Origin of the sequence: Streptomyces niveus (assembly GCF_001723055.1) — a bacterium.
Lineage (GTDB): Bacteria > Actinomycetota > Actinomycetes > Streptomycetales > Streptomycetaceae > Streptomyces > Streptomyces niveus.
In genome coordinates this window covers 1-18,928 of record NZ_MDCR01000262.1, presented here as the reverse complement: position 1 = coordinate 18,928, position 18,928 = coordinate 1, and the positions used below count along the sequence as shown (strand labels likewise).

Genomic DNA, 18,928 nt, shown 5'->3' with positions numbered 1-18,928 from the left:
GCCACCGCCGACGACGACGAGGACGGTCCCGTCTTCGACATCAGCGACCGCCGCGCCTCGATGACCGCCGACCGCACCGGCGTCCGCTTCCAGCTGGACGAGACCGAGGCGGAGTTCGGCTGGGACGAGATCGGCGCCGTGGAGGTCGAGACCCCCCGGTTCGGCCGCCGGTTCACCGTCACCCTGCACACCACCGGCCGCAGGCACTACCAGTCGGACGTCGACGCGCCCTCCCGGAGCAGCCTCAAGGCGTGGACGGCCGAACTCGACGCGGTGCTGGACAGGTACTTCGAGGAATCCTGAACCCGGCCTGACCCGCACCTGACCGACTCTCACTCGCGTACTCCCGCGTCCCGTCCGGACCGCACTCCGGACGGCCCCGCCCAGGTGGCCGGTCCGTCAGCCCTGTTGTGCACTGGGGCTGGCGGCCCCGATCGGGCGGGCCGCGCGCTGCCCTGACGGGCGGCCGACGATCGAGGAGTCCCTGATGAGACGGCACACCAGGACAGTCACCGCGCTGGCCTCCGCCCTGCTGCTCGCGACCGCGGCGGCGGGGTGTTCGGACAACGGTGGCGACCATGGCAGCGCCAGCGGTTCGGACAGGGCCGAGCAGCCCAACAACCATGAGGTCGACGTGGTCCCGGCGGCCTCGTCCTCCACTTCGGCTTCGGCCTCCGCGTCGTCGTCGGCATCGGCGTCGTCATCGCCCAAGGTCGACGTCAAGAACGGCTCCTTCGGCAAGATGCTGGTCGACGAGAAGGGCCGGTCGCTGTACCAGTTCGACAAGGACACCACGAACAAGTCGATGTGCTCGGGTTCCTGCGCGACGGCCTGGCCGCCGTTCACCGTCACGTCGAAGCCGGTCGCCGGCAGCGGGATCAAGGCCAATCTGCTCAAGACGATCAAGCGCTCCGACGGCTCCGAGCAGGTGGCGTACAACGGGCGTCCCCTGTACCGCTTCGAAGGCGACAAGAAGCCCGGTGACATCAACGGGCAGGACATCAACGCCTTCGGCGCGAAGTGGTTCATCATGAACCCCGACGGCAAGAAGGTCACCACCGCGCCCCAGAACAACAACGGCGGCGGTTACTGATCATCGGCCGGTCCGGACCACGAACGCTCGGAGACGCCATGCCGTTCTCGTTCCCCACCGGCCGGGCCCCCGTCGCCGTGGCCGCCGCTGCCTGCGCCCTCGCTCTGACCACCCTCGTGGGTTGTTCGGACGGCGGAGGCGGCGGCGGCAGCAGCAGCGCGACGAAGTCCGGCGCCAGCCCCTCCGCGGGTGGCGGCACCCAGGTCACCGTCAGCAACTTCAAGTTCCAGCCCGCCTCCCTGACCGTCGCTCCCGGGGCGAAGATCACCGTGGTCAACAACGACACGACCACCCACACCTTCACGGCGGACAAGGGCGGCTCCTTCGACACCGGTGACATCGCGCCGGGCAAGAGCGCCACCGTCACCGCACCGTCCAACGCCGGCGCCTTCCCGTTCCACTGCACGATCCACCCGTTCATGAAGGGCACGCTCACCGTCAAGTGAGCCCCGGCCGGCCGCTCCGTTCCGCGGCGAATGGAGACCTCCATGTCATCCCAGCCCACAGCCCCGCCCACCGCGCCATCGCGGCAGGACGGCGCCGGCCGCTACCTGCGCGGCGCGGCCCGGCTGCTCGCCGCGGCCGGCCTCGCCGTCGACGCGTACATGCACGCGTATCTCGCCGACCGCTACGACCTCGTCTCCGCGGACATCAGCCAGGGCGACCTCTTCCGGATCGAGGCGGGCCTCGCCGCGCTGGCCGCGCTGCTCGTCCTCGTCTGGCGCCGGGTCCCGGCCGACCTCTTCGCGTGGTCGGTGGCGACCGGCGGACTCGCGCTCCTGCTCATCTACCGCTACGCGAACATCGGCGCCTGGGGACCCTTCCCAAACATGTACGAGCCGCTCTGGTACGACGACAAGGTCATCACCGTCGTCGCCCAGGCGGTCGCCATCGTCGCCACGGTGTATCTGCTGATCTTCCGGCCCCGGCGGGCCCGCCTGCACTGACCGGCCGCGCTCGCCGGGCGCTCCGCCGACGATCCTTCGACCGGCCGTCCGCACGCCCCCGGAGTAGCCTGAAATGACCGGGGGCGTGCTGAGCGCTGGAGGTGAGGGCGACGATCCATGTCCGTGACAGATGACTCCGCGCAGAGCCCGGTGGGCGCGGTGGGCCGCATCACCGTCCCGATCCCGGCGAACGGCCCCGGGGAAGTGCTGGTGGCCGTACGAGGCGGTTCCGAGGCGTACGCGGCCTGGTCCGACCGGCCGATCGGCATGAACGTGCGGGTGCTGGTCACCGACCGTGTCTCGGCCCGCTCGGTGACGGTGGAGCCTCTTCCCGACTGAAGCCCGCGGTCCGAAGTGGCGTGTGTTGAGTAGGACAGGAGTTCCCTCATGTTGTTCTGGCGTGTTCCAGCACCGAACGAGGCGATGCTCATCTCCGGTTCCAAACGGCAGGTCCAGGACACCCAGTTCCGGATAGTCACCGGTCACGGCAGTTTCGTTCTTCCCATCAAGCAGAAGGCCCGCATGCTGTCCCTGGCGCTGCGGGAGGCGGAGATAGCCGAGGACTGCGTCACCCAGCAGGGCATCCGGCTGACCGTACGCGCGGTCACCGTCTTCAAGGTCGGCGACGACGCCGTGTCGATCGCCAACGCCGCCCGGCGCTTCCTGGCCGAGCAGGACCGGATGGAGGATCTGGTTGGCCGGATCTTCGCCGGTCATCTGCGCTCCATCATCGGTGGACTGACCGTCGAGCAGATCATCCGGGAGCGCGACAGGGTCGCCCAGGAGGTCAAGGCCGGCAGCCACAGCGAGATGGAGAAGCTCGGCATCGTGGTGGACGCCCTCCAGATCCAGGAGATCGAGGACGCCACCGGCTACATCAACAACCTGGCGGCGCCGCACGCCGCGGCTGTCGCGAGCCAGGCCCGTATCGCCGCGGCCAGGGCCGACCAGGAGGCCGCCGAGCGTGAGCAGCAGGCGGAGGCGCTGAAGGCCGAGTACGAGAGGGACACCTCGATCAAGCGCGCCGGCTTCCAGGCGGAGACGGAGCAGGTACGGGCGCGGGCCTCCCAGGCGGGACCGCTGGCCCAGGCGAAGGCGTCGCAGGACGTCATCGAGGAGCAGACGGCGCTGGCCGAGCGGCAGGCGCTGCTGGCCGCCCAGCGGCTGGAGGCCGAGGTCAGGCGCCCGGCGGACGCGGAGGCGTACCGCCAGCGGACCCTCGCCCAGGCGCAGGCCGACGCGAACACCGCGCGTGCCCTCTCCCTGCGGGAGGGGAACCAGGAACTCCTCGCGGCCAACCGTGTCGTGGAGGTGCTCCCGGAGCTGGCCGACGCGGCGGCGAAGGGCCTGGCGGACTCCAACCTCACCGTCCTCAACGGCACGGACGGGGTCAACGAGGTGGCGGCCGGGCTGGTCGGTCAGGGCATGACCATCCTCAACTCGCTGCAACGGCGGGACGGTTCGCCCGGGACACCGCCCGAGGAGAACCAGGAGGCGTCGAAGATGAACGGCAGGGCGCCGGCGCGGGTGGAGACGACCAACTGACCGCACGCACCTGCACGCACGTGTACGCGCCAATGTCGGGCCGGCTCGAAGGAGCCGGCCCGACACACGCCCTAGGGCGCGGGGTCGAGCAGTGTGTCGAACGTGGCCGGGAGGCGGGCCCAGCCGGCGCGCCCGGTCGCGTACTCGGCGTCCGTCAACAGGCAGGATTCAAGGAGCAGTTCCAGCCCCTCGCGGTCCAGGCCCGGTGAGGTGAAGACCAGGTGCTGGCAGCGGTCGCCGTGTTCGGGATGCCAGTCCAGCGAGGCGGCGGCGCGGCGTACCGGCGGCACCATCTCCCAGGCGGCGTCCGGCAGCCCGGCCAGCCAGGGCCCGGTGCTCTCGACGCACAGCGCCCCTCCGGCCGCCTCCCACGCGAGGAGCGTGTCGGGCCGGTCGGCGAGCCAGAAGCGGCCCCGGCTGCGGGTGGCCGCGCAGCTCAGGTCCTCCAGGGCGGCGTACAGGCGCTCGGGGTGGAAGGGCCGGTGGCGGTGCCATACGAGGGTGGTGACCCCGGCCTCGTCCGCCTCCTGCGGCAGCAGCGCGCACGCCGGATGCTGGGCGGCGGCAGCGGCCTCCACGTCGAACCCCGCGAACGCGAGCGCGGCCAGCTCCGGCGCGTCCGCCCGCACCTGGCGGGCGGTCGGGTGCAGTTGGGCCAGGAGCGCGCGGTCCTCGTCGTCGGCGACCGGGCTGTCGATCAGCACCAGCACGGGCGGGTACTCCAACTGCCGCGCCCAGGTGTCGCCCACCGTCCTGCGGTCGCTCGCCGCCGCGGCGAGGCCGGCGTCGGCGAGGTCGTCGCCGTTGGCGAGGCAGGGCAGTACGAGGGACGGGTCGACGGCGGTCAGCACATTGGTGAGCTCCAGCACGCCCGCGCCGTACGTGGCGACGACCTCGGCCATCGCCTTCGGCTCGACGGAGTCCCACAGCTCGACCACGGCCAGCCGGGCCGCCCCGTCGGCGGCGAGCCGCGCCAGCTCGGGGACCAGGTCCTCGCGCAGGGCGCAGCACGCGCAGTCGTTGACGAGGGGGGCCTCGCCGCCGGGCCGGTCGCCGGCCGCGTCCCTGACGGTGCGCCGTACGGTGCCGTGGGCCGCGGTCGACAGGTCATGGTGGACGGCGACGCTGCCGGGAACCCCCGCCAGCAGCCGGTCCACCACCTCCGTACGGGCGTCGGCGTGCATCCCGGCGACCAGCACGACCGGCAGCCTGGCCCCCTCCGGCCGGTGTCCGGTCATCCCCGTCCGCCGGGGGCCTGTCCGTACCGGCGCTCGAACCGCTCGACGCGTCCCGCGGTGTCCATCACGCGCGCGTTGCCCGTGTAGAAGGGGTGGCTCACCGAGGAGATCTCGACGTCGACGAGGGGATAGGTGTTGCCGTCCTCCCACCGGACCGTCTTGTCGCTGGTGGCGGTGGAGCGGGTGAGGAAGGAGACGTTCGCGGCGGTGTCGCGGAAGACGACAGGGCCGTAGGCGGGGTGGATTCCAGGCTTCATCACGGTGTCCTTCGTGGCCTTCCGGTGGCTGCGGTCAGAGGTCGGAGGTCAGCGGTCTTCGCGGAAGTCGACGTGCCGCCGTGCGATCGGGTCGTACTTGCGCAGGACCAGGCGGTCAGGATCGCTGCGGCGGTTCTTGCGGGTGACATAGGTGTGGCCGGTGCCCGCCGTGGAGCGGAGCTTGATGACCGGGCGTAGTTCGTTGCGTGTCATGGCGCTAGTATATGACAATGGTTTCCATTTTCAAAACGAGAGAGGCAGGTCACCCCGTGTCCGCCCACTGCCAGCTCACCGGCGCCCGGCCGGGCTTCGGCAACACCGTCTCCCACTCGCACCGGCGCACCTCACGGCGCTTCGACCCCAACATCCAGCGCAAGCGGTACTGGCTGCCGAGCGAGGGCCGGTATGTGCGCCTCACGCTCAGCGCCAGGGCGATCAAGGCGATCGACGCGATGGGCGTCGAGTCCGCCGTGGCGCGGATCCGCGCCCGGGGAGGGAAGGTCTGATGGCCAAGCAGAGCAAGATCGCGAAGAACGAGCGGCGCAAGGCGGTCGTCGCGCGGTACGCCGCACGCAGGGCGGAGCTGAAGGAGATCGTCCGCCGTCCCGCCACGCCCGAGCCCGAACGGCTCGCCGCGCTCGCCGAACTGCGCCGTCAGCCGCGCGACGCCAGCGCGACCAGGGTGCGCAACCGCGACAGCGTGGACGGCCGGCCGCGCGGGCATCTGCGCAAGTTCGGCCTGTCCCGCATCCGGCTGCGCGAGCAGGCGCACGCCGGACTGCTGCCGGGGGTCGTCAAGTCCTCCTGGTGACCGGTCGGCGCCGGCCGGTGGGGCCCAGGGCGTGTCCGCGAAGTCCCNNTGCGATCGCACGCACCAGACGTCGTGAGCCCCGCCCTACGGGCGGACGACGCTACTTTCAAAACACGCCCTAGAAGCTCCGTCGGTCGGCGCCGCGGCGCCGGGTCTCGTCGGCGGGGCGGGTGATCGACCGGGACTGGACGTGCTCGTAGACCATCGTCGTCTGTACGTCCGCGACCTCGCGGCGTTCGGTGAGGCGGTCGATGACGAAGGCGTACAGCCCGTCGACGTTCGGGACGGCCACGTGCAGCAGGAAGTCGTGCGGGCCCGACGTCACGAACAGGCCGATGGTCTCCGGCAGTTGGGCCGCCCACTCGCGGAACCCCTCGATGACGGGGCGGGACGGCGGTCTGATCCGTACGGAGATCAGCGCCTGTACGGGGCGGCCCACCGCCTCCAGATCCAGCGCCGCGTGAAATCCGTCGATCACGCCCCGCTCACGCAGGATCTTCACCCGCTCCAGCGAGGTGGAGGGGGAGACGCCGGTCTTGGCCGCCAGATCGCGGTTGGTCTGCCGTGCATCGTGCTGCAACTCCCGCAGCAGAGCCCAGTCGAGCGCATCAAGTTCCACGATGATGTCCTTCGGCCGTACGAAATGCGCCGGAGCTGTCCATCGTACGCATGACTGCCTACCGTTTCGCGACATGACCGCTCACAACGACAACGCTCAGCACGACATCCCCCGGACCGGCCTTTCCACCCGCGAGGCCCCCCTCAAGTGGGTCGTCGTCATCGACGCGGACCTGCCCGCCGGGCGCGCCGTGAACGCGGCGGCCTGTATGGCCGCCGCCGTCGGCAAGGCCCTGCCCGGACTGCTCGGCGACGACGGCCGCGACGCCTCGGGGTACCTGCACCCGGGGCTGCCCTGGGCGGGCTGCTCCGTGCTCGCCGCCGACACCGCCACCCTGCACGCCCTGCGGGAGAAGGCCGCCGCGAAGGAGGACGTCTTCGTGGCCGACATGCCCGAGCCCGCCCAGACGTCCCGGATCTACGACGAGTACCTCGGCCTGCTCGCCGGTACGAAGCACGAGGACCTGACCTACCACGCGGTCGCCCTCGTCGGCCCGCGCAACAGGATCAGCAAGCTCGTCGGCAAGCTGCCCCTGCTGCGCTGAGCGACGCGCCGTCAGGCCGTCAGTCCGTCAGTCCGTCACGCTCAGTACGATCTTTCCGCGCGTGCGGCCCTCCCGGACCCGGCGCTGCGCCTCGCCCGCCTCCGCCAGCGGCAGGACGTCCGCCACCTCGACACGCACCACGCCCTCGTCGATCAGCCCGGCGATCCGGCCGAGGGCGGCGCCGTCCGGCTCCACCAGGAAAGCCGTCGCGTTCAGCCCCCGCGCGCGGGCGCCCTCCAGCACCTCCGGCGCGACACCCGACGGGACGGCGACGATCGTGCCACCGGGCCGCAGAGTCTGAAGGGAACGCGTCGTCGTCGCGTCCTGCGCCTCGCCCACCAGGTCGATGACCACATCGACATCGCTCACGACGTCCTCGAAACGGACCTTCGTGTAGTCCACGACCTCGTCCGCGCCCAGCTCCCGCAGCCAGTCGTGCTTCGCCGCGCTCGCCGTGCCGATGACATGGGCCCCCAAGTGCTTCGCGAACTGCACCGCCAGATGCCCCACACCGCCCGCCGCCGCGTGGATCAGCACCCGCTGCCCCGCCGCCACGCCCGCCGCGTCCACCAGCGACTGCCACGCGGTCAGCCCGGCCAGCGGCACGGCAGCCGCCGTCTCGTGGCCGACCGTGCGGGGCTTGAGCGCGAACTGCCGCGAGGGCGCCGTCACATACTCGGCGTACGCGGCGGCCGGACGCGGGAACCACGGCATCCCGTACACCTCGTCGCCCACCTTCAGCGTGTGCACACCGAAGCCGACCTCCGTCACGACACCGGACACGTCCCAGCCCAGGACGAACGGCGGTGCGCCGAGGAGCCCGGCGATGCCACCGCTCTCGCGGGACTTCCAGTCCACCGGATTCACACCGGCCGCGTGCACCCGCACCTGCACCTCGGTCGGAATCGGGCGGGGCCGGGGGAGATCGGCGAGGCGCAGCACCTCGGGGCCGCCGAGGGAGTCCTGGGTGATCGCGCGCATCGTCGGCTCACTGCTCATGTCGGTCAAGTCTCCTGAATGAGTGCGGTGGATCTTCGACACCCAGAACGTACTCCCCGGGCGGCGGTGACCCTCCGCCGGGACGTCCCCGGCCCGCCTCCTCAGTTGCCGCGCGAGGCGACCATCGCGACCGTGACCAGTCCCAGCACCACCCACCCGAACCAGAGCCAGCCGTTGCTCCCCAGCGCCGCCGTGTAGGCCGTCACGACCACCAGCGCGCCGACGGTGAGCACACCCATCGTCTTCGTGGATCCGGATCCGGACATAGGCGTCCTCCTCCTGGCCGTGACCGTGGCCGAAGCCGTGGCCGTGAGGACCATCGTCACCCGAAAGGGGCGTTCCGCGCTACTGTCCGCGTGTCTGCAACGACGCGAGGTAGGCGTTGTACGCGGCCAGCTCCTTGTCACCGTCCCGGTCGGCGGCCCGGTCCGAGCGCTTCGCCTGGCGTTGGTCCGACCGGTACCACTGGTACACCAGCGCCACCAGCACCAGCACGGACGGGATCTCGCTGAACGCCCAGGCGATACCGCCCGCCGCGTTCTGGTCGGAGAGCGCGTCGACACCCAGCGACGCCGGCGGATTCTCGTACGCCCGCACCATCGGCTCGCTCGCCATCATCAGCGCGATCCCGAAGAACGCGTGGAACGGCATCCCGGCGAACAGCTCCAGCATCCGCATCAGATAGCCGGGCCGGTGCGGCCCAGGGTCCACGCCGATGATCGGCCAGAAGAAGATCAGCCCGGTGGCCAGGAAGTGCACCATCATCGCGATGTGCCCCGGCTTGGACTCCATGAGGAAGTCGAAGAGCGGGGTGAAGTAGAGGCCGTACAGGCTCGCGATGAACAGCGGGATCGTGAAGGCGGGATGCGACACGAACCGCATGAACCGGCTGTGCAGCAACGCCAGCAGCAGCTCCCGCGGCCCCTTGCGGCCCCGGCCCGCGACCGGCAGCGCCCGCAGCGCCAGGGTCACCGGCGCGCCCAGGAGCAGCAGGATCGGGGAGACCATGCTGATCACCATGTGCTGCACCATGTGCACGCTGAACATGACCATGCCGTAGTCGTTGAGCGCGGTGCACATCGTCAGCACGACGGTCAGCACGCCGAGCACGAAGGAAATGGTGCGGCCCGGTGACCAGCTGTCGCCGCGCCCACGGAGCCGTACGACACCCCAGCCGTACAGCGCGAGCGCCAGCAGACAGCCGACGAGGAAGAAGGCGTCGGGCGAGAACTCCAGCGCGCGGCTCAGCGTGAACGGCGGCAGGTCCGTCATCGTGCCGTGCTCGCCGTGATCCATACGTGTTCTCCCGCTGCGACGATCCCCAATGGTGCGATGTGTCCGCACCGGGAACCAGACTAGAACCGCCCCCGGCGCCGTTCGCGGCCGGGGGCGGTTCGTCGTACAAGCGTCAGCGGGCGTGGATCAGAGCACGCACTCCGCCTCGGCGTACCGCTCCGCGGGCACCGTCTTCAGCGTCTCGACGGCCTCCGCGAGCGGCACCATCACGATGTCCGTGCCGCGCAGCGCCGTCATCATCCCGAACTCGCCCCGGTGCGTGGCCTCCACGGCGTGCCAGCCGAAGCGCGTCGCCAGCACCCGGTCGTACGCGGTCGGTGTCCCGCCGCGCTGGACATGGCCGAGTATCACCGGCCGCGCCTCCTTGCCCAGGCGCTCCTCCAGCTCGACGGAGAGCTGCCTGGCCACGCCCGCGAAGCGCTGGTGACCGTAGATGTCCTTGCCGCCGGCGTCGAACTCCATCGAGCCCTCACGGGGCTTGGCGCCCTCGGCGACCACCACGATCGCGAAGCGCTTGCCCGCCGAGAACCGCTTGCCGACCAGCTCGGCCAGCTCTCCTATGTCGAAGGGCCGCTCGGGGACGACGATGGCGTGCGCACCGGCCGCCATGCCCGAGTGCAGCGCGATCCAGCCTGTCTCCCGGCCCATGACCTCGACGATCAGCACGCGCTGATGGGACTCGGCGGTCGTCTTCAGCCGGTCCAGCGCCTCGGTGGCGACACCGACGGCGGTGTCGAAGCCGAAGGTCACATCCGTGGAGGCGATGTCGTTGTCGATCGTCTTCGGCACACCGACGATCGGCAGCCCGGCCTCGGAGAGGAGGTTGGCCGCCTTGAGGGTGCCTTCGCCGCCGATCGGGATGACCGCGTCGAGACCGAGGTCGGCCACGTGCCCCTTCGCGCGCTCCACACCGTCACGCAGATGCGCGGGCTGGACACGGGAGGAACCGAGGATCGTGCCCCCACGGGCCAGGATGCCGCCCACCGCGTCGAGATCGAGCTTGCGGTAGTCGCACTCCAGAAGGCCTTTCCAGCCGTCGTGGAAGCCGATGACCTCGTCACCGTGGTCGACGACGGCGCGGTGCACCACGGACCGGATCACCGCATTGAGACCGGGGCAGTCGCCGCCGGAGGTGAGCACACCAATTCGCATTGCCCGGAGAACCTTTGCAACGTGGGCCGACGGCCGGACCACGTCGTCCGGCTGAATCCCCGCCACCCTACCGGCGCGGGGTGGCGGGGCCGAACCAGGCGTCCGACTGCTGGACACCCCGCGGCTGAACGGCGGGTGTCAGGCCGGCTGCGTCGCGGCGGCGATGCGCTCCGCGCGCAGCGCCTCGTACCAGCGGTCGTCCGCGGGCGGCAGCGCGTTCACGTCCAGCGCCAGCTTCAGCAGCAGGTCCGCGATCAGCGGATTGCGGGCCAGCACCGGGCCGTGCATGTACGTACCGAACACCGTGTCGTTGTACGCGCCCTCCGTGCCGTCACCCGTGCCGTTGCCCCGGCCGAGCGACACCCGCGCGAACGGGCGGGCGGTCGGGCCGAGATGGGTGATGCCCTGGTGGTTCTCGAATCCGGTCAGCGGCGGCAGTCCCAGATGCGGATCGATGTCGCCCAGTACGTCTCCGACACACCGCTCGCCCTCACCGCGGGTGGAGATCACGTCGAGCAGCCCGAGGCCGCCCTCGCGCTCACCGAGGTCGTTGACGAACTCGTGGCCCAGGATCTGGTAGCCGGCGCAGACCGAGAACACGATCGCGCCGTTGGACACCGCCCGGTTGAGCCCGCCGTCACGGCGCAGCCGCTCGGCGGCCAGCCGCTGCGGCCGGTCCTCGCCGCCGCCGATGAGATAGATGTCGCCCGACGTCGGCACCTGCTGGTCGCTGCGCACGTCGACGCGCGTGACGTCGAGACCGCGCTGCCTGGCCCGGCGCTCCACCACCAGCGCGTTGCCCTGGTCTCCGTACGTGCTCAGCAGGTCCGGGTAGATCCACACCAGCCGCAGACTGTTGTCGCTCATCGCTCGCTCGCCCCTCTTCCGACTCCGTCTGTGTTCATGGCCGGCCGGCTCAGTTTCCGACACGGCGGCGCAGGTCCTGGAACGAGGTGTAGTTGGCGATCGCCTCGATCCGGCCGGGCGGTGCCATCTGCACGGCCTCGTCGGCGGTCGCGCAGACACGGAAGTCCAGGCCCGCGACCTCCAGCCGTACGGCCAGGTCCAGCTTGCGGTCGCCGATGACGAAGATCGGGTGACCGGCCAGCCGGGTGTAGTCCACGTCCCACAGCCACGAGGTGTCCGTGCCGTCGGCGCCGCGGGCGTTGACCGCGAGGATGACGGGCGTGGGCGGCGGGTCGATGAGCGAGAACGTCTCCAGCCAGCCCGCCGGGTTCTTCGCCAGCAGCAGCCGCAGGTCACGGCCGAGGAAGGACACCACGTCGTACCGGCCGGCGACGGCCTGCACCTGGTACATGCGCTCCAGGGCGACCTGCGGGGGCACCCCGAACGTGGCCGCGACGGCGGCGGAGGTGGCGGCGTTCGCGCGGTTCGCGCGGCCCGGCAGCTGGAGATGGATCGGCCAGGCCGAGCCGTGCGGGTCCAGGACGTGGTCGCCGTGCAGCGCCCAACTCGGGGCGGGCCTGCGGAAACCGCACTGGCCGCAGAACCAGTCGTCGCCCGGTCGCTGCATCACACCGCCGCAGGAGGGGCATGACCAGGCGTCGTCCTTCCACTCCTGTCCGGCGGCGACCCAGACCACGTTCGGGGACGACGACGCGGCCCACACGATCAGCGGGTCGTCGGCGTTGGCGATGACCACGGCCTTCGTGCCGGCCAGGCCCTCGCGCCAGTGTTCGGCCAGCATGCGGGTCTCGGCGGCGCGGTCGAGCTGGTCGCGGGAGAGGTTGAGCAGGGCGATCGCCTTGGGGGTGGTGTCGCGCGCGACTCCGGCGAGGTACTTCTCGTCCACCTCGATGACGCCGTACCTGGCGTCCGAACCGCCCGCGAGGGCGGAGGTGATACCGGCCGGCATGTTCGCGCCCAGTGCGTTCGACACCACGGGGCCGCTGGCCCGCAGGGCCTCGGCGATCAGCCGTGTCGTGGTCGTCTTGCCGTTCGTCGCCGACACCAGCACGACGTCCAGATGCTGCGCGAGAGCCGCCAGCAGATCCGGGTCGAGCCGCAACGCCACCTTGCCGCCGATCACCGATCCGCTGCCGCGCCCCGCAGCGCGCGACACCGCCGCTGCGGCCTTGCCTGCCGTCACGGCCAGCTTGGCCCGCGGCGACAGCGGGTCCGTGTTGCCTGCCATCGTCCTTGATCCTCCTCGCGTCGGTCCGGCCTCAGCCTATCGAGATACGTGCACAGGCCCGAACCACGGCACCGGAGAACCGGCTGATCGTTGTCACACGTACGCCTGGAACCGGCGCGCCGCGCGGGAGCGCCGGGACCCCGCGCGGCTGTTTCCGGCGCGGGGAACGGGGTGTTTCCACGTCTGTGCGGCCTTCGCGCCGCCTGTACTCCCCCACTCTCGCCGATTCGGCCGCCGGTCGGCGTGCCCACGGACCGGGGACGCCCGGCGCGGGCCACGCGAGCTGCCTCAAGTGGCCCGCACATGACCGCCACCCGGCCCCCGGCAGTCCTTCACATCTGCGCCGGAGGCCGGGTGTTCAGCGGCAGTTCATCCCACCGCCACGCCGCTGAGCCACACCCGGGCGGGCCGCAGGGCCGCGTCCAGCTCGACCAGGTCGGCCCGCAGACCGGGACGAAGCTCGCCCCGGTCACGCAGACCGAGCAGCCGGGCGGCCGTGCCCGACGTCATCCGGACGGCGTCCGCCAGTGGGAGGCCGACCGTGCCGACGGCCCTGCGGAACGCCTCCGCCACGAACAGCGTGGAGCCGGCCAGTGTGTCGGTGCCGCGCAGCGTCGCGACCCCGCCCGTGACCGTCACCTCGCGGTCCGCGAAGGCGTACTCCCCGTCCGGCATGCCCGCCGCCGGCATCGCGTCGCTGACCAGCATCAGCCGGTCGGGGCCCGCGATCCGGTGCGCCAGCCGTACGGTGTCGTCCGCCAAGTGGTGCCCGTCCAGGACGAGCTCGCAGACCAGCCGGGGGTCCAGCAGCGCGGCGGCGACCGGGCCGGGCTCCCGGTGGTGCAGCGGGGGCATCGCGTTGAACAGGTGCGTCACCGCGCGGGCGCCGAGGTCGGCGGCCCGCGCGAACCGTTCCGCGTCCGCGTCGGTGTGGCCCAGACAGCACACCAGTTCGTCCGCGTACCGCCGGATCAGCTCCGGCGCGCCCGGCAGCTCCGGCGCCACGGTCAGCGACCTGGCGTGCCCGCCAGCCGCCGCCAGCAGCCGGGCCAGCAGCTCCGGGTCCGGGGCGCGCAGCGCGCCGCGCGTCTGGGCGCCGCGCCGGGCGGGCGACAGGAACGGCCCCTCGAAGTGGACGCCCACCAGGTTGGGAGCCGACCCGTCGTCGACGACCGAGGCGATCGCGCGTACCGCCGCCTCCATCGCGGGCGGCTCGACCGTCGCGACGGACGCCAGCATCGTGGTCGTCCCCCGCGCGAGATGCCCCGCCGCCGCCCCCCGTACGGCGGCGGGGTCACCCGTGTAGAGCGAGTGACCGGCGCCGCCGTGACAGTGCGGATCCACGAACCCCGGCACGACGAGCCGGCCACCCAGCTCCACCACCTCGTCGGGCACCTCGGGCGGGCCCGAGGTCCCCAGCGAGTGGATCAGGCCGTCCCGTACGAGCAGCCACCCGGCCGTGACACCGGCGTCCGGTGTCACGAACCTGCCACCGGTGAACAGCCGCCCGCCCCCGGACGCGTCCGGCACCGGACGGCCCGCGTTCACCGCGTGCCCAGCAGCGCGCCCACCGCCGCCTTCGCGCACACCCGCGAGGCGCCGAACGTACGTACCCATCCGCGGGAGCCGCCGAAGTCGTCGCCCGGCACGCCCATGTCGACCACGACGCACCGGGGGAAGCGCTCCAGCAGGTCGTCCAGGACCGGCCGCTGCCAGGGGAACCGGTGCGAGCTGCGTACCAGCAGCACCACATCGGCGTCGGGCCCGAACTCGTCCAGATACAGGCCGACTTCGGCCTTGATCATGCCCTCGGCGTTGTACGTGTCACCCGCCACCGCGAGCGCCTCGACCTCGATGCCCGCCGCGCGCAGCGGCGCCTCCACGCCCCAGGAGGCGCCGCCCTGCGCGGGCGAGTGCGTCGGGTCGAGCCGTACGACCAGGGCCCGGTTCCCCTTGAGCCGGGCGTCGCCGCTCACCTCCAGGACGTCGCGGGCCTGCTGCTCGCCGACGGTGTCGTCGTGCGGGACACCGGTGGCGCGCGGCCGGGTGCCGAGCTTGGCGAGACGGGCGTTCGCCTCGCGCAGCCGCTCCAGCGGCAGGGTGCCGTTCTCCACGGCGGCCACCAGCGCGGCGGCCGCCGCGTCCACGTCGTCGCCGAACGCCCACGCGCCCAGGCACAGCGCGTCCGCGCCGGCCGCGATCGCCCGCACCGCCGCGTCGGGCAGGCTCGCCACGTCGGCGATGCCGCGCATCTCCAGCGCGTCGGTGATGACGACACCGTCGAAGCCCAGCTCGTCGCGGAGCAGCCCGGTGAGTACGGCGGGGCTGATGGTGGCGGGGACGTCGTCCAGCTGGCTGAGATGGACGTGCGACACCATGATGCTGTCGACCCCGGCGGCGATGGCCGCGCGGAACGGGTCCAGATAGTGCTCCACCAGTTCCTGCCGGGACAGATCCACGGTGGGTGTGCCCAGGTGCGCGTCGGTGGAGCTGAGGCCGTGGCCGGGGAAGTGCTTGGCGCAGGCGCTCACCCCGGCGGCCTGGAGCCCCTCGACCCAGGCCGCCGCGTGCTTGGCGACCAGCGCGCGGTCGGCGCCGAAGGTGCGGATGCCGTTGGGGGAGAGGGGGTTGACGGCCGCGTCGACGGCGGGGGCCAGGTCCCAGTCGATGCCGGCCTCCACCAGCGAGAGGCCGATCTGGTAGGCGGACTCACGGGTCCGGTCGGGGTCGTCGAGACGGCCCAGGGCATGGTTGCCCGGTACGGACGTACCGCCGTGGTCCTCCAGCCGGTTGACGTCGCCGCCCTCCTCGTCGACGGAGAGCAGCACATGGTCGCGCAGGCCGTGCAGAGCCGTGGTCAGCTCCCGCACTTGCTCGGCGTCGGCGATGTCCTTGCCGAACAGGACGAAGCCGCCGAGTCCTTCCTCGACCCGGGCGCGCGCCCACCTGGGGACGGTCCTGCGTCCGAGCGCGGGAAACAGCACGCCGTGGGCGAGCCGGGACAGCTCGGTCATTTTTCGATTCCTCACCTTGGTGTTCGGTCGTCGTCGCGGTCGTACGGGATACGGGATGTACCGGGGCCTCAGCCCTTGACCGCGCCGCTGGTCATGCCGCCCACGAGACGGCGCTGCACCAGCAGGAAGAAGACGAGTACGGGGATGGAGAAGATGGTGGAGGCCGCGATCATCGCGCCGTAGTCCACGCTCTCCGAGGTCTTGAACGACACGAGCCAGACCGGCAGCGTGTAGTTGTCCTGCGATTTCATGATCACGTAGGCGAAGATGTAGTCGTCCCACGCGTTGACGAAGGCGAAGATCGAGGTCGCCACGATGCCCGGCATCAGCAGGGGCAGCAGCACCCGTACGTACATCTGGAACCGCCCGCACCCGTCCACGAGCGCGGCCTCCTCCAGCTCCACGGGCACCCCGTCCACGAACCCGCGCAGCGTCCAGATCGTGAACGGCAGCACGAAGGTCATGTACGTGAAGACCAGGCCCGGCAGGAAGTCCAGACCGCCGACGGACCGGAGCATCAGATACACCGGGATGACCATCGCCGCCGCCGGGACCATCTGCACCAGCACCAGGACGGTCAGCACCGCCTTGCGGCCGGCGAACCGGAACCGCGCGATCGCGATCGCCGCGAACAGTGAGATGACCAGCGACAGGACGACCGAGGAGACCGTCACCGTCAGGGAGTTGCGGACGAACGTCCAGAAGCCCGGCTTGTCCAGCGCCCGCGTGAAGTTCTCCAGGCTGATCGGCCAGGGGATGAACTTCGGTACCGCGCTGAGGATGTCCGAGCGCTCCTTGAGCGCGGTGGCCACCATCCAGTAGACGGGGAACACCATCACGGCGGACACGGCCATCGCGATCGTGTTGTTGACCGAGCGACGTCGGCGCGCGGGCGTGCCCGGTGACGTCTTGGTGGCGCTCATACGACATCTCCCTGCCGGGACAGCCTGCGTACGTAGGCGACGGAGAACAGGGCGAGGATCACCACGGTCACCACCGCGACCGACGCGCCGCTGCCGTACTCGTTACGGCTGAAGGCGGTGATGTACGCGTACACGCCGAGCGTGGTGGTCGCCCCGTCGGGGCCGCCCTGCGTCAGCACCCAGATCGGGGTGAACGAGTTCACCGACCAGATCACTTCGAGGATGGTGAGGATCGCGAGGACGGGCCGCATGATCGGAATGGTGATGTGGCGGAACATCTGGAGCGTCCCCGCACCGTCGAGGCGGGCCGCCTCGTACAGGGACTCGGATATCTGGCCGCGGGCGGCGAACAGGGTCAGCGCCACGAACGGCAGACCCTTCCAGACCGTCAGCAGGATGATCAGGCCCAGTGCCTGGGTGGGATGGGAGAACCAGTCGTAGACCGACATGTCCCCGAACACCCGGAGCTGGGTGAGCAGCCAGTTGGCGACGCCGTACTGCGGCTGGAACATCCACTGCCAGACCAGGGTCGCCGCCACCATGGGCATCGCCCACACCAGCACCAGACACACGGTGGTGACGACGCGGGCCCACGGCGAGATCGTCATCAGCAGATGCGAGATCAGGAATCCCAGGACCATCAGCAGCGTCACGCACACCAGCGTGAACACCACGGTCCGCAGCAGGACCGCCAGGAAGTCGGCGTCCGTGAAGATCCGGGTGAAGTTGTCCAGGCCGATGAAGTCCGACTGCCCGGTGAACAGCGACCGGGGGCCGAACTCCCGCGTCGACAGGGTCAGCAGCCGAAGCAGGGGATAGCCCTGGATCAGCAGGAGCGCGGCGAGCGCCGGGGCGAGCATCGCCCAGGGGAGCATCCCGGGCCGCCGCGCCCTGCGGCGCGGGCCGGGTGGCCCGGTGCGGCGGCCCCGGTCCGGCGCGCGCACCGGACGGTGCTTCTCAGTGAGTGCCATCAGGCGTCCAGGGGTGTCAGTCGCTCAGCGAGTTGAAGGCGTCCGTCGCGTGCTTGTCGTACGCGGCCGACGACGACGCGATGTCCGCACCGCTCGCGATCTTCGAGAAGAACTGTTCGTTGTAGCGCTCGGTCTCCAGCGTCGCCTCGCCCGGACTGTTGGGCAGCGGCTGGCTCACCTTGCTGGCCTGCGAGGCGACGGTCAGCTGCTCGGGCACACCGGCCGGGGTGAACGACGGCGATATCGGCAGCAGGTTCAGCTCCAGCGCCATCTTCTGCTGGAACTTCTTCCCGGTGACGATCCGCAGCCAGTCCTCGGCAGCGTCCCGGTCGGGGCTGCCCGCGGCGATACCGATGGTCGACCCGGAGACGATCACGGGCATCGCGCTCGACTCGGTGTAGCCCGGCAGCGCGAAGAAGCCGATGTTGTCCTTCATCTTCGGGTTCTTCTCGATGACGGCCGCCGGCTCCCACGCCTTGACGTACGCCATGGCGGCCTTGCCGTCGGCGAACAGCTGGTCCTGGTCGGGGCTGTCGGTGTTGACGCCGACCGACGAGGGGGTGGAGCAGGTGTTCTGGAAGGACTTCCACGCCTTGAGTCCCGCCTGGTTCTCGGGCGAGGACATCTCCGCCTGCCACTTGCCGTCCTTCTGCGAGGCGACCTTGCCGCCCTTGGCGAAGAGGAAGGGCATGCCGTTGAACCAGTACTGGCCGGGCACGTAGAAGCCGGAGAAGTTGGCCGTGTCCTTGTTCGCGTCGGCGAGGGTGCCGCAGTTCTCCTGGAGTTCGGCGAGCGTCTTCGGCGGCGAGGTGATGCCCGCGTCCGCGAACATCTTCTTGTTGTACATGACCACTTTGGTGCCGCCGTAGAGCGGCGTGGCGTACAGCTTGCCGTCGAACTCGGAGGGACCGGAGAGACCGGCGAGCCAGTCGGCGGAGCCTTCGAAGGACTTCTTGCTGTCCGTGAGATCGGCGAGGCCGCCGGAGTAGGTCTGCAGCGGGGTCTGGGTGTTGCCCATCTCCACGATGTCCGGCGGGTTGCCGCTGGCCAGCGCCGTGGTGATCTTGGTGGCCACCCCGTCCCACTGCTGTATCTCGATGTCCACCGCGATGTCCGGGTGGTCCTTCTTGAACTCGGCGGTCGCCTCCTTGATCAGCGGGTTGTCGCCGGGACCGCCGGTCATCATCCAGATGGTCAGCTTGTTGTCGGAGTCGGACTTCGCCACCCCGCCACCGCCGCACGCGGTCAGCGTGAGCGCGAGAACCGGAATCGCCGCGAGTGCGCACCGGGTCCGTGATCGATTCATCGTTGTCACCCTTCTGCCATCTGCTCGTCGTGCCTGGTGCGGGGGGTCGGGTCGGCCG

At 70.9% G+C, this 18,928-nt stretch carries 23 protein-coding genes and 1 pseudogene; 9 read left to right on the top strand and 15 right to left on the bottom strand.

Annotation, left to right across the window (positions count from 1 at the left end; translation table 11 throughout):
• From BHU15_RS40395 to BHU15_RS27050, 6 genes and pseudogenes are all read left to right on the top strand, one after another.
• Positions 1–303 (top strand): annotated as a pseudogene (locus tag BHU15_RS40395) (hypothetical protein); the annotation flags it as partial.
• Positions 304–487: 184 nt separating this feature from the next.
• The gene (locus tag BHU15_RS27070; protein ID WP_069629576.1) at positions 488–1,093 is read left to right on the top strand and encodes a COG4315 family predicted lipoprotein; all 606 of its coding nucleotides are present in this window, start codon (positions 488–490) and stop codon (positions 1,091–1,093) included.
• Between the two features lie 38 nt (positions 1,094–1,131).
• Positions 1,132–1,539 carry a cupredoxin domain-containing protein gene (locus tag BHU15_RS27065; protein WP_069629575.1) on the top strand — a complete coding sequence of 136 codons (408 nt, stop codon included), beginning with the start codon at positions 1,132–1,134 and terminating at the stop codon, positions 1,537–1,539.
• A 42-nt stretch (positions 1,540–1,581) separates the two neighbouring features.
• Positions 1,582–2,040, top strand: a complete 459-nt coding sequence (locus tag BHU15_RS27060) for a hypothetical protein (protein ID WP_069629574.1) — start codon at positions 1,582–1,584, stop codon at positions 2,038–2,040.
• A 117-nt stretch (positions 2,041–2,157) separates the two neighbouring features.
• Positions 2,158–2,379: an NfeD C-terminal domain-containing protein gene (locus BHU15_RS27055; RefSeq protein ID WP_023543245.1), complete on the top strand. Its 222-nt coding sequence runs from the start codon at positions 2,158–2,160 to the stop codon at positions 2,377–2,379.
• 48 nt (positions 2,380–2,427) lie between these two features.
• Positions 2,428–3,585: an SPFH domain-containing protein gene (locus BHU15_RS27050; RefSeq protein ID WP_069629573.1), complete on the top strand. Its 1,158-nt coding sequence runs from the start codon at positions 2,428–2,430 to the stop codon at positions 3,583–3,585.
• Between the two features lie 71 nt (positions 3,586–3,656).
• On the opposite strand, the gene BHU15_RS27045 is transcribed toward BHU15_RS27050, so the two are convergent.
• The 3 genes from BHU15_RS27045 to rpmG are packed head-to-tail and all read right to left on the bottom strand — an operon-like array spanning position 3,657 to position 5,293.
• The gene (locus BHU15_RS27045) at positions 3,657–4,823 is read right to left on the bottom strand and encodes a GTP-binding protein (protein WP_069629572.1); all 1,167 of its coding nucleotides are present in this window, start codon (positions 4,821–4,823) and stop codon (positions 3,657–3,659) included.
• Positions 4,820–5,080 carry a type B 50S ribosomal protein L31 gene (locus tag BHU15_RS27040; protein ID WP_069629571.1) on the bottom strand — a complete coding sequence of 87 codons (261 nt, stop codon included), beginning with the start codon at positions 5,078–5,080 and terminating at the stop codon, positions 4,820–4,822. The genes BHU15_RS27045 and BHU15_RS27040 overlap by 4 nt, the downstream gene beginning before the upstream one ends.
• A gap of 48 nt (positions 5,081–5,128) precedes the next feature.
• Positions 5,129–5,293, bottom strand: coding sequence for a 50S ribosomal protein L33 (gene rpmG, locus BHU15_RS27035; protein ID WP_023543250.1), 165 nt, complete (start codon positions 5,291–5,293; stop codon positions 5,129–5,131).
• 56 nt (positions 5,294–5,349) lie between these two features.
• On the opposite strand from rpmG, the gene rpmB reads away from it, so the two are divergent.
• Together rpmB and rpsN are read left to right on the top strand one after the other, a co-directional pair.
• A complete protein-coding gene (gene rpmB / locus BHU15_RS27030; protein WP_023543251.1) occupies positions 5,350–5,586 on the top strand; it encodes a 50S ribosomal protein L28 in 237 nt (78 codons plus the stop codon).
• A complete protein-coding gene (gene rpsN / locus BHU15_RS27025) occupies positions 5,586–5,891 on the top strand; it encodes a 30S ribosomal protein S14 (RefSeq protein WP_069629570.1) in 306 nt (101 codons plus the stop codon). Before rpmB ends, rpsN begins: the two co-directional genes overlap by 1 nt.
• Positions 5,892–6,009: 118 nt before the next feature.
• Here rpsN and BHU15_RS27020 read toward each other — a convergent pair whose 3' ends face one another.
• Complete coding sequence (locus tag BHU15_RS27020; protein ID WP_069629569.1) at positions 6,010–6,510, bottom strand: Lrp/AsnC family transcriptional regulator; 501 nt, start codon at positions 6,508–6,510, stop codon at positions 6,010–6,012.
• A gap of 73 nt (positions 6,511–6,583) precedes the next feature.
• On the opposite strand from BHU15_RS27020, the gene BHU15_RS27015 reads away from it, so the two are divergent.
• Complete coding sequence (locus BHU15_RS27015) at positions 6,584–7,054, top strand: DUF2000 domain-containing protein (protein ID WP_069629568.1); 471 nt, start codon at positions 6,584–6,586, stop codon at positions 7,052–7,054.
• A 27-nt stretch (positions 7,055–7,081) separates the two neighbouring features.
• Here BHU15_RS27015 and BHU15_RS27010 read toward each other — a convergent pair whose 3' ends face one another.
• From BHU15_RS27010 to BHU15_RS26965, 11 genes are all read right to left on the bottom strand, one after another.
• Positions 7,082–8,053, bottom strand: a complete 972-nt coding sequence (locus tag BHU15_RS27010) for an NADP-dependent oxidoreductase (RefSeq protein ID WP_255293228.1) — start codon at positions 8,051–8,053, stop codon at positions 7,082–7,084.
• A 101-nt stretch (positions 8,054–8,154) separates the two neighbouring features.
• The gene (locus BHU15_RS40390; RefSeq protein ID WP_023543256.1) at positions 8,155–8,319 is read right to left on the bottom strand and encodes a hypothetical protein; all 165 of its coding nucleotides are present in this window, start codon (positions 8,317–8,319) and stop codon (positions 8,155–8,157) included.
• 79 nt (positions 8,320–8,398) lie between these two features.
• Positions 8,399–9,349, bottom strand: a complete 951-nt coding sequence (locus BHU15_RS27005; RefSeq protein ID WP_069629567.1) for a cytochrome c oxidase assembly protein — start codon at positions 9,347–9,349, stop codon at positions 8,399–8,401.
• A 126-nt stretch (positions 9,350–9,475) separates the two neighbouring features.
• A complete protein-coding gene (locus tag BHU15_RS27000) occupies positions 9,476–10,501 on the bottom strand; it encodes a 6-phosphofructokinase (protein WP_023543258.1) in 1,026 nt (341 codons plus the stop codon).
• A 138-nt stretch (positions 10,502–10,639) separates the two neighbouring features.
• Complete coding sequence (locus BHU15_RS26995) at positions 10,640–11,368, bottom strand: type 1 glutamine amidotransferase (RefSeq protein ID WP_069629566.1); 729 nt, start codon at positions 11,366–11,368, stop codon at positions 10,640–10,642.
• Between the two features lie 49 nt (positions 11,369–11,417).
• Complete coding sequence (locus tag BHU15_RS26990) at positions 11,418–12,656, bottom strand: MurT ligase domain-containing protein (protein ID WP_023543260.1); 1,239 nt, start codon at positions 12,654–12,656, stop codon at positions 11,418–11,420.
• 369 nt (positions 12,657–13,025) lie between these two features.
• Positions 13,026–14,204 carry an N-acetylglucosamine-6-phosphate deacetylase gene (gene nagA / locus BHU15_RS26985; protein ID WP_209269147.1) on the bottom strand — a complete coding sequence of 393 codons (1,179 nt, stop codon included), beginning with the start codon at positions 14,202–14,204 and terminating at the stop codon, positions 13,026–13,028.
• Positions 14,201–15,670 carry a glycoside hydrolase family 3 N-terminal domain-containing protein gene (locus BHU15_RS26980; RefSeq protein ID WP_069629565.1) on the bottom strand — a complete coding sequence of 490 codons (1,470 nt, stop codon included), beginning with the start codon at positions 15,668–15,670 and terminating at the stop codon, positions 14,201–14,203. The genes nagA and BHU15_RS26980 overlap by 4 nt, the downstream gene beginning before the upstream one ends.
• Before the next feature lie 68 nt (positions 15,671–15,738).
• Positions 15,739–16,593 carry a carbohydrate ABC transporter permease gene (locus tag BHU15_RS26975; protein WP_209269148.1) on the bottom strand — a complete coding sequence of 285 codons (855 nt, stop codon included), beginning with the start codon at positions 16,591–16,593 and terminating at the stop codon, positions 15,739–15,741.
• Positions 16,590–17,564, bottom strand: coding sequence for a carbohydrate ABC transporter permease (locus BHU15_RS26970; protein ID WP_079128405.1), 975 nt, complete (start codon positions 17,562–17,564; stop codon positions 16,590–16,592). Before BHU15_RS26970 ends, BHU15_RS26975 begins: the two co-directional genes overlap by 4 nt.
• A 16-nt stretch (positions 17,565–17,580) precedes the next feature.
• The gene (locus tag BHU15_RS26965) at positions 17,581–18,870 is read right to left on the bottom strand and encodes an extracellular solute-binding protein (protein ID WP_079128404.1); all 1,290 of its coding nucleotides are present in this window, start codon (positions 18,868–18,870) and stop codon (positions 17,581–17,583) included.
• Positions 18,871–18,928 lie beyond the last annotated feature (58 nt).

Excerpts from the sequence above, each read along its gene's own strand:
- BHU15_RS27070 (WP_069629576.1), top strand. The coding sequence starts at position 488 with ATGAGACGGCACACCAGGACAGTCACCGCGCTGGCCTCCGCCCTGCTG.
- BHU15_RS27065 (WP_069629575.1), top strand. The coding sequence starts at position 1,132 with ATGCCGTTCTCGTTCCCCACCGGCCGGGCCCCCGTCGCCGTGGCCGCC.
- BHU15_RS27060 (WP_069629574.1), top strand. The coding sequence starts at position 1,582 with ATGTCATCCCAGCCCACAGCCCCGCCCACCGCGCCATCGCGGCAGGAC.
- BHU15_RS27055 (WP_023543245.1), top strand. The coding sequence starts at position 2,158 with ATGTCCGTGACAGATGACTCCGCGCAGAGCCCGGTGGGCGCGGTGGGC.
- BHU15_RS27050 (WP_069629573.1), top strand. The coding sequence starts at position 2,428 with ATGTTGTTCTGGCGTGTTCCAGCACCGAACGAGGCGATGCTCATCTCC.
- BHU15_RS27045 (WP_069629572.1), bottom strand. The coding sequence starts at position 4,823 with ATGACCGGACACCGGCCGGAGGGGGCCAGGCTGCCGGTCGTGCTGGTC.
- BHU15_RS27040 (WP_069629571.1), bottom strand. The coding sequence starts at position 5,080 with ATGAAGCCTGGAATCCACCCCGCCTACGGCCCTGTCGTCTTCCGCGAC.
- rpmG (WP_023543250.1), bottom strand. The coding sequence starts at position 5,293 with ATGACACGCAACGAACTACGCCCGGTCATCAAGCTCCGCTCCACGGCG.
- rpsN (WP_069629570.1), top strand. The coding sequence starts at position 5,586 with ATGGCCAAGCAGAGCAAGATCGCGAAGAACGAGCGGCGCAAGGCGGTC.
- BHU15_RS27015 (WP_069629568.1), top strand. The coding sequence starts at position 6,584 with ATGACCGCTCACAACGACAACGCTCAGCACGACATCCCCCGGACCGGC.
- BHU15_RS27010 (WP_255293228.1), bottom strand. The coding sequence starts at position 8,053 with ATGAGCAGTGAGCCGACGATGCGCGCGATCACCCAGGACTCCCTCGGC.
- BHU15_RS40390 (WP_023543256.1), bottom strand. The coding sequence starts at position 8,319 with ATGTCCGGATCCGGATCCACGAAGACGATGGGTGTGCTCACCGTCGGC.
- BHU15_RS27005 (WP_069629567.1), bottom strand. The coding sequence starts at position 9,349 with ATGGATCACGGCGAGCACGGCACGATGACGGACCTGCCGCCGTTCACG.
- BHU15_RS27000 (WP_023543258.1), bottom strand. The coding sequence starts at position 10,501 with ATGCGAATTGGTGTGCTCACCTCCGGCGGCGACTGCCCCGGTCTCAAT.
- BHU15_RS26995 (WP_069629566.1), bottom strand. The coding sequence starts at position 11,368 with ATGAGCGACAACAGTCTGCGGCTGGTGTGGATCTACCCGGACCTGCTG.
- BHU15_RS26990 (WP_023543260.1), bottom strand. The coding sequence starts at position 12,656 with ATGGCAGGCAACACGGACCCGCTGTCGCCGCGGGCCAAGCTGGCCGTG.
- BHU15_RS26980 (WP_069629565.1), bottom strand. The coding sequence starts at position 15,670 with ATGACCGAGCTGTCCCGGCTCGCCCACGGCGTGCTGTTTCCCGCGCTC.
- BHU15_RS26975 (WP_209269148.1), bottom strand. The coding sequence starts at position 16,593 with ATGAGCGCCACCAAGACGTCACCGGGCACGCCCGCGCGCCGACGTCGC.
- BHU15_RS26970 (WP_079128405.1), bottom strand. The coding sequence starts at position 17,564 with ATGGCACTCACTGAGAAGCACCGTCCGGTGCGCGCGCCGGACCGGGGC.
- BHU15_RS26965 (WP_079128404.1), bottom strand. The coding sequence starts at position 18,870 with ATGAATCGATCACGGACCCGGTGCGCACTCGCGGCGATTCCGGTTCTC.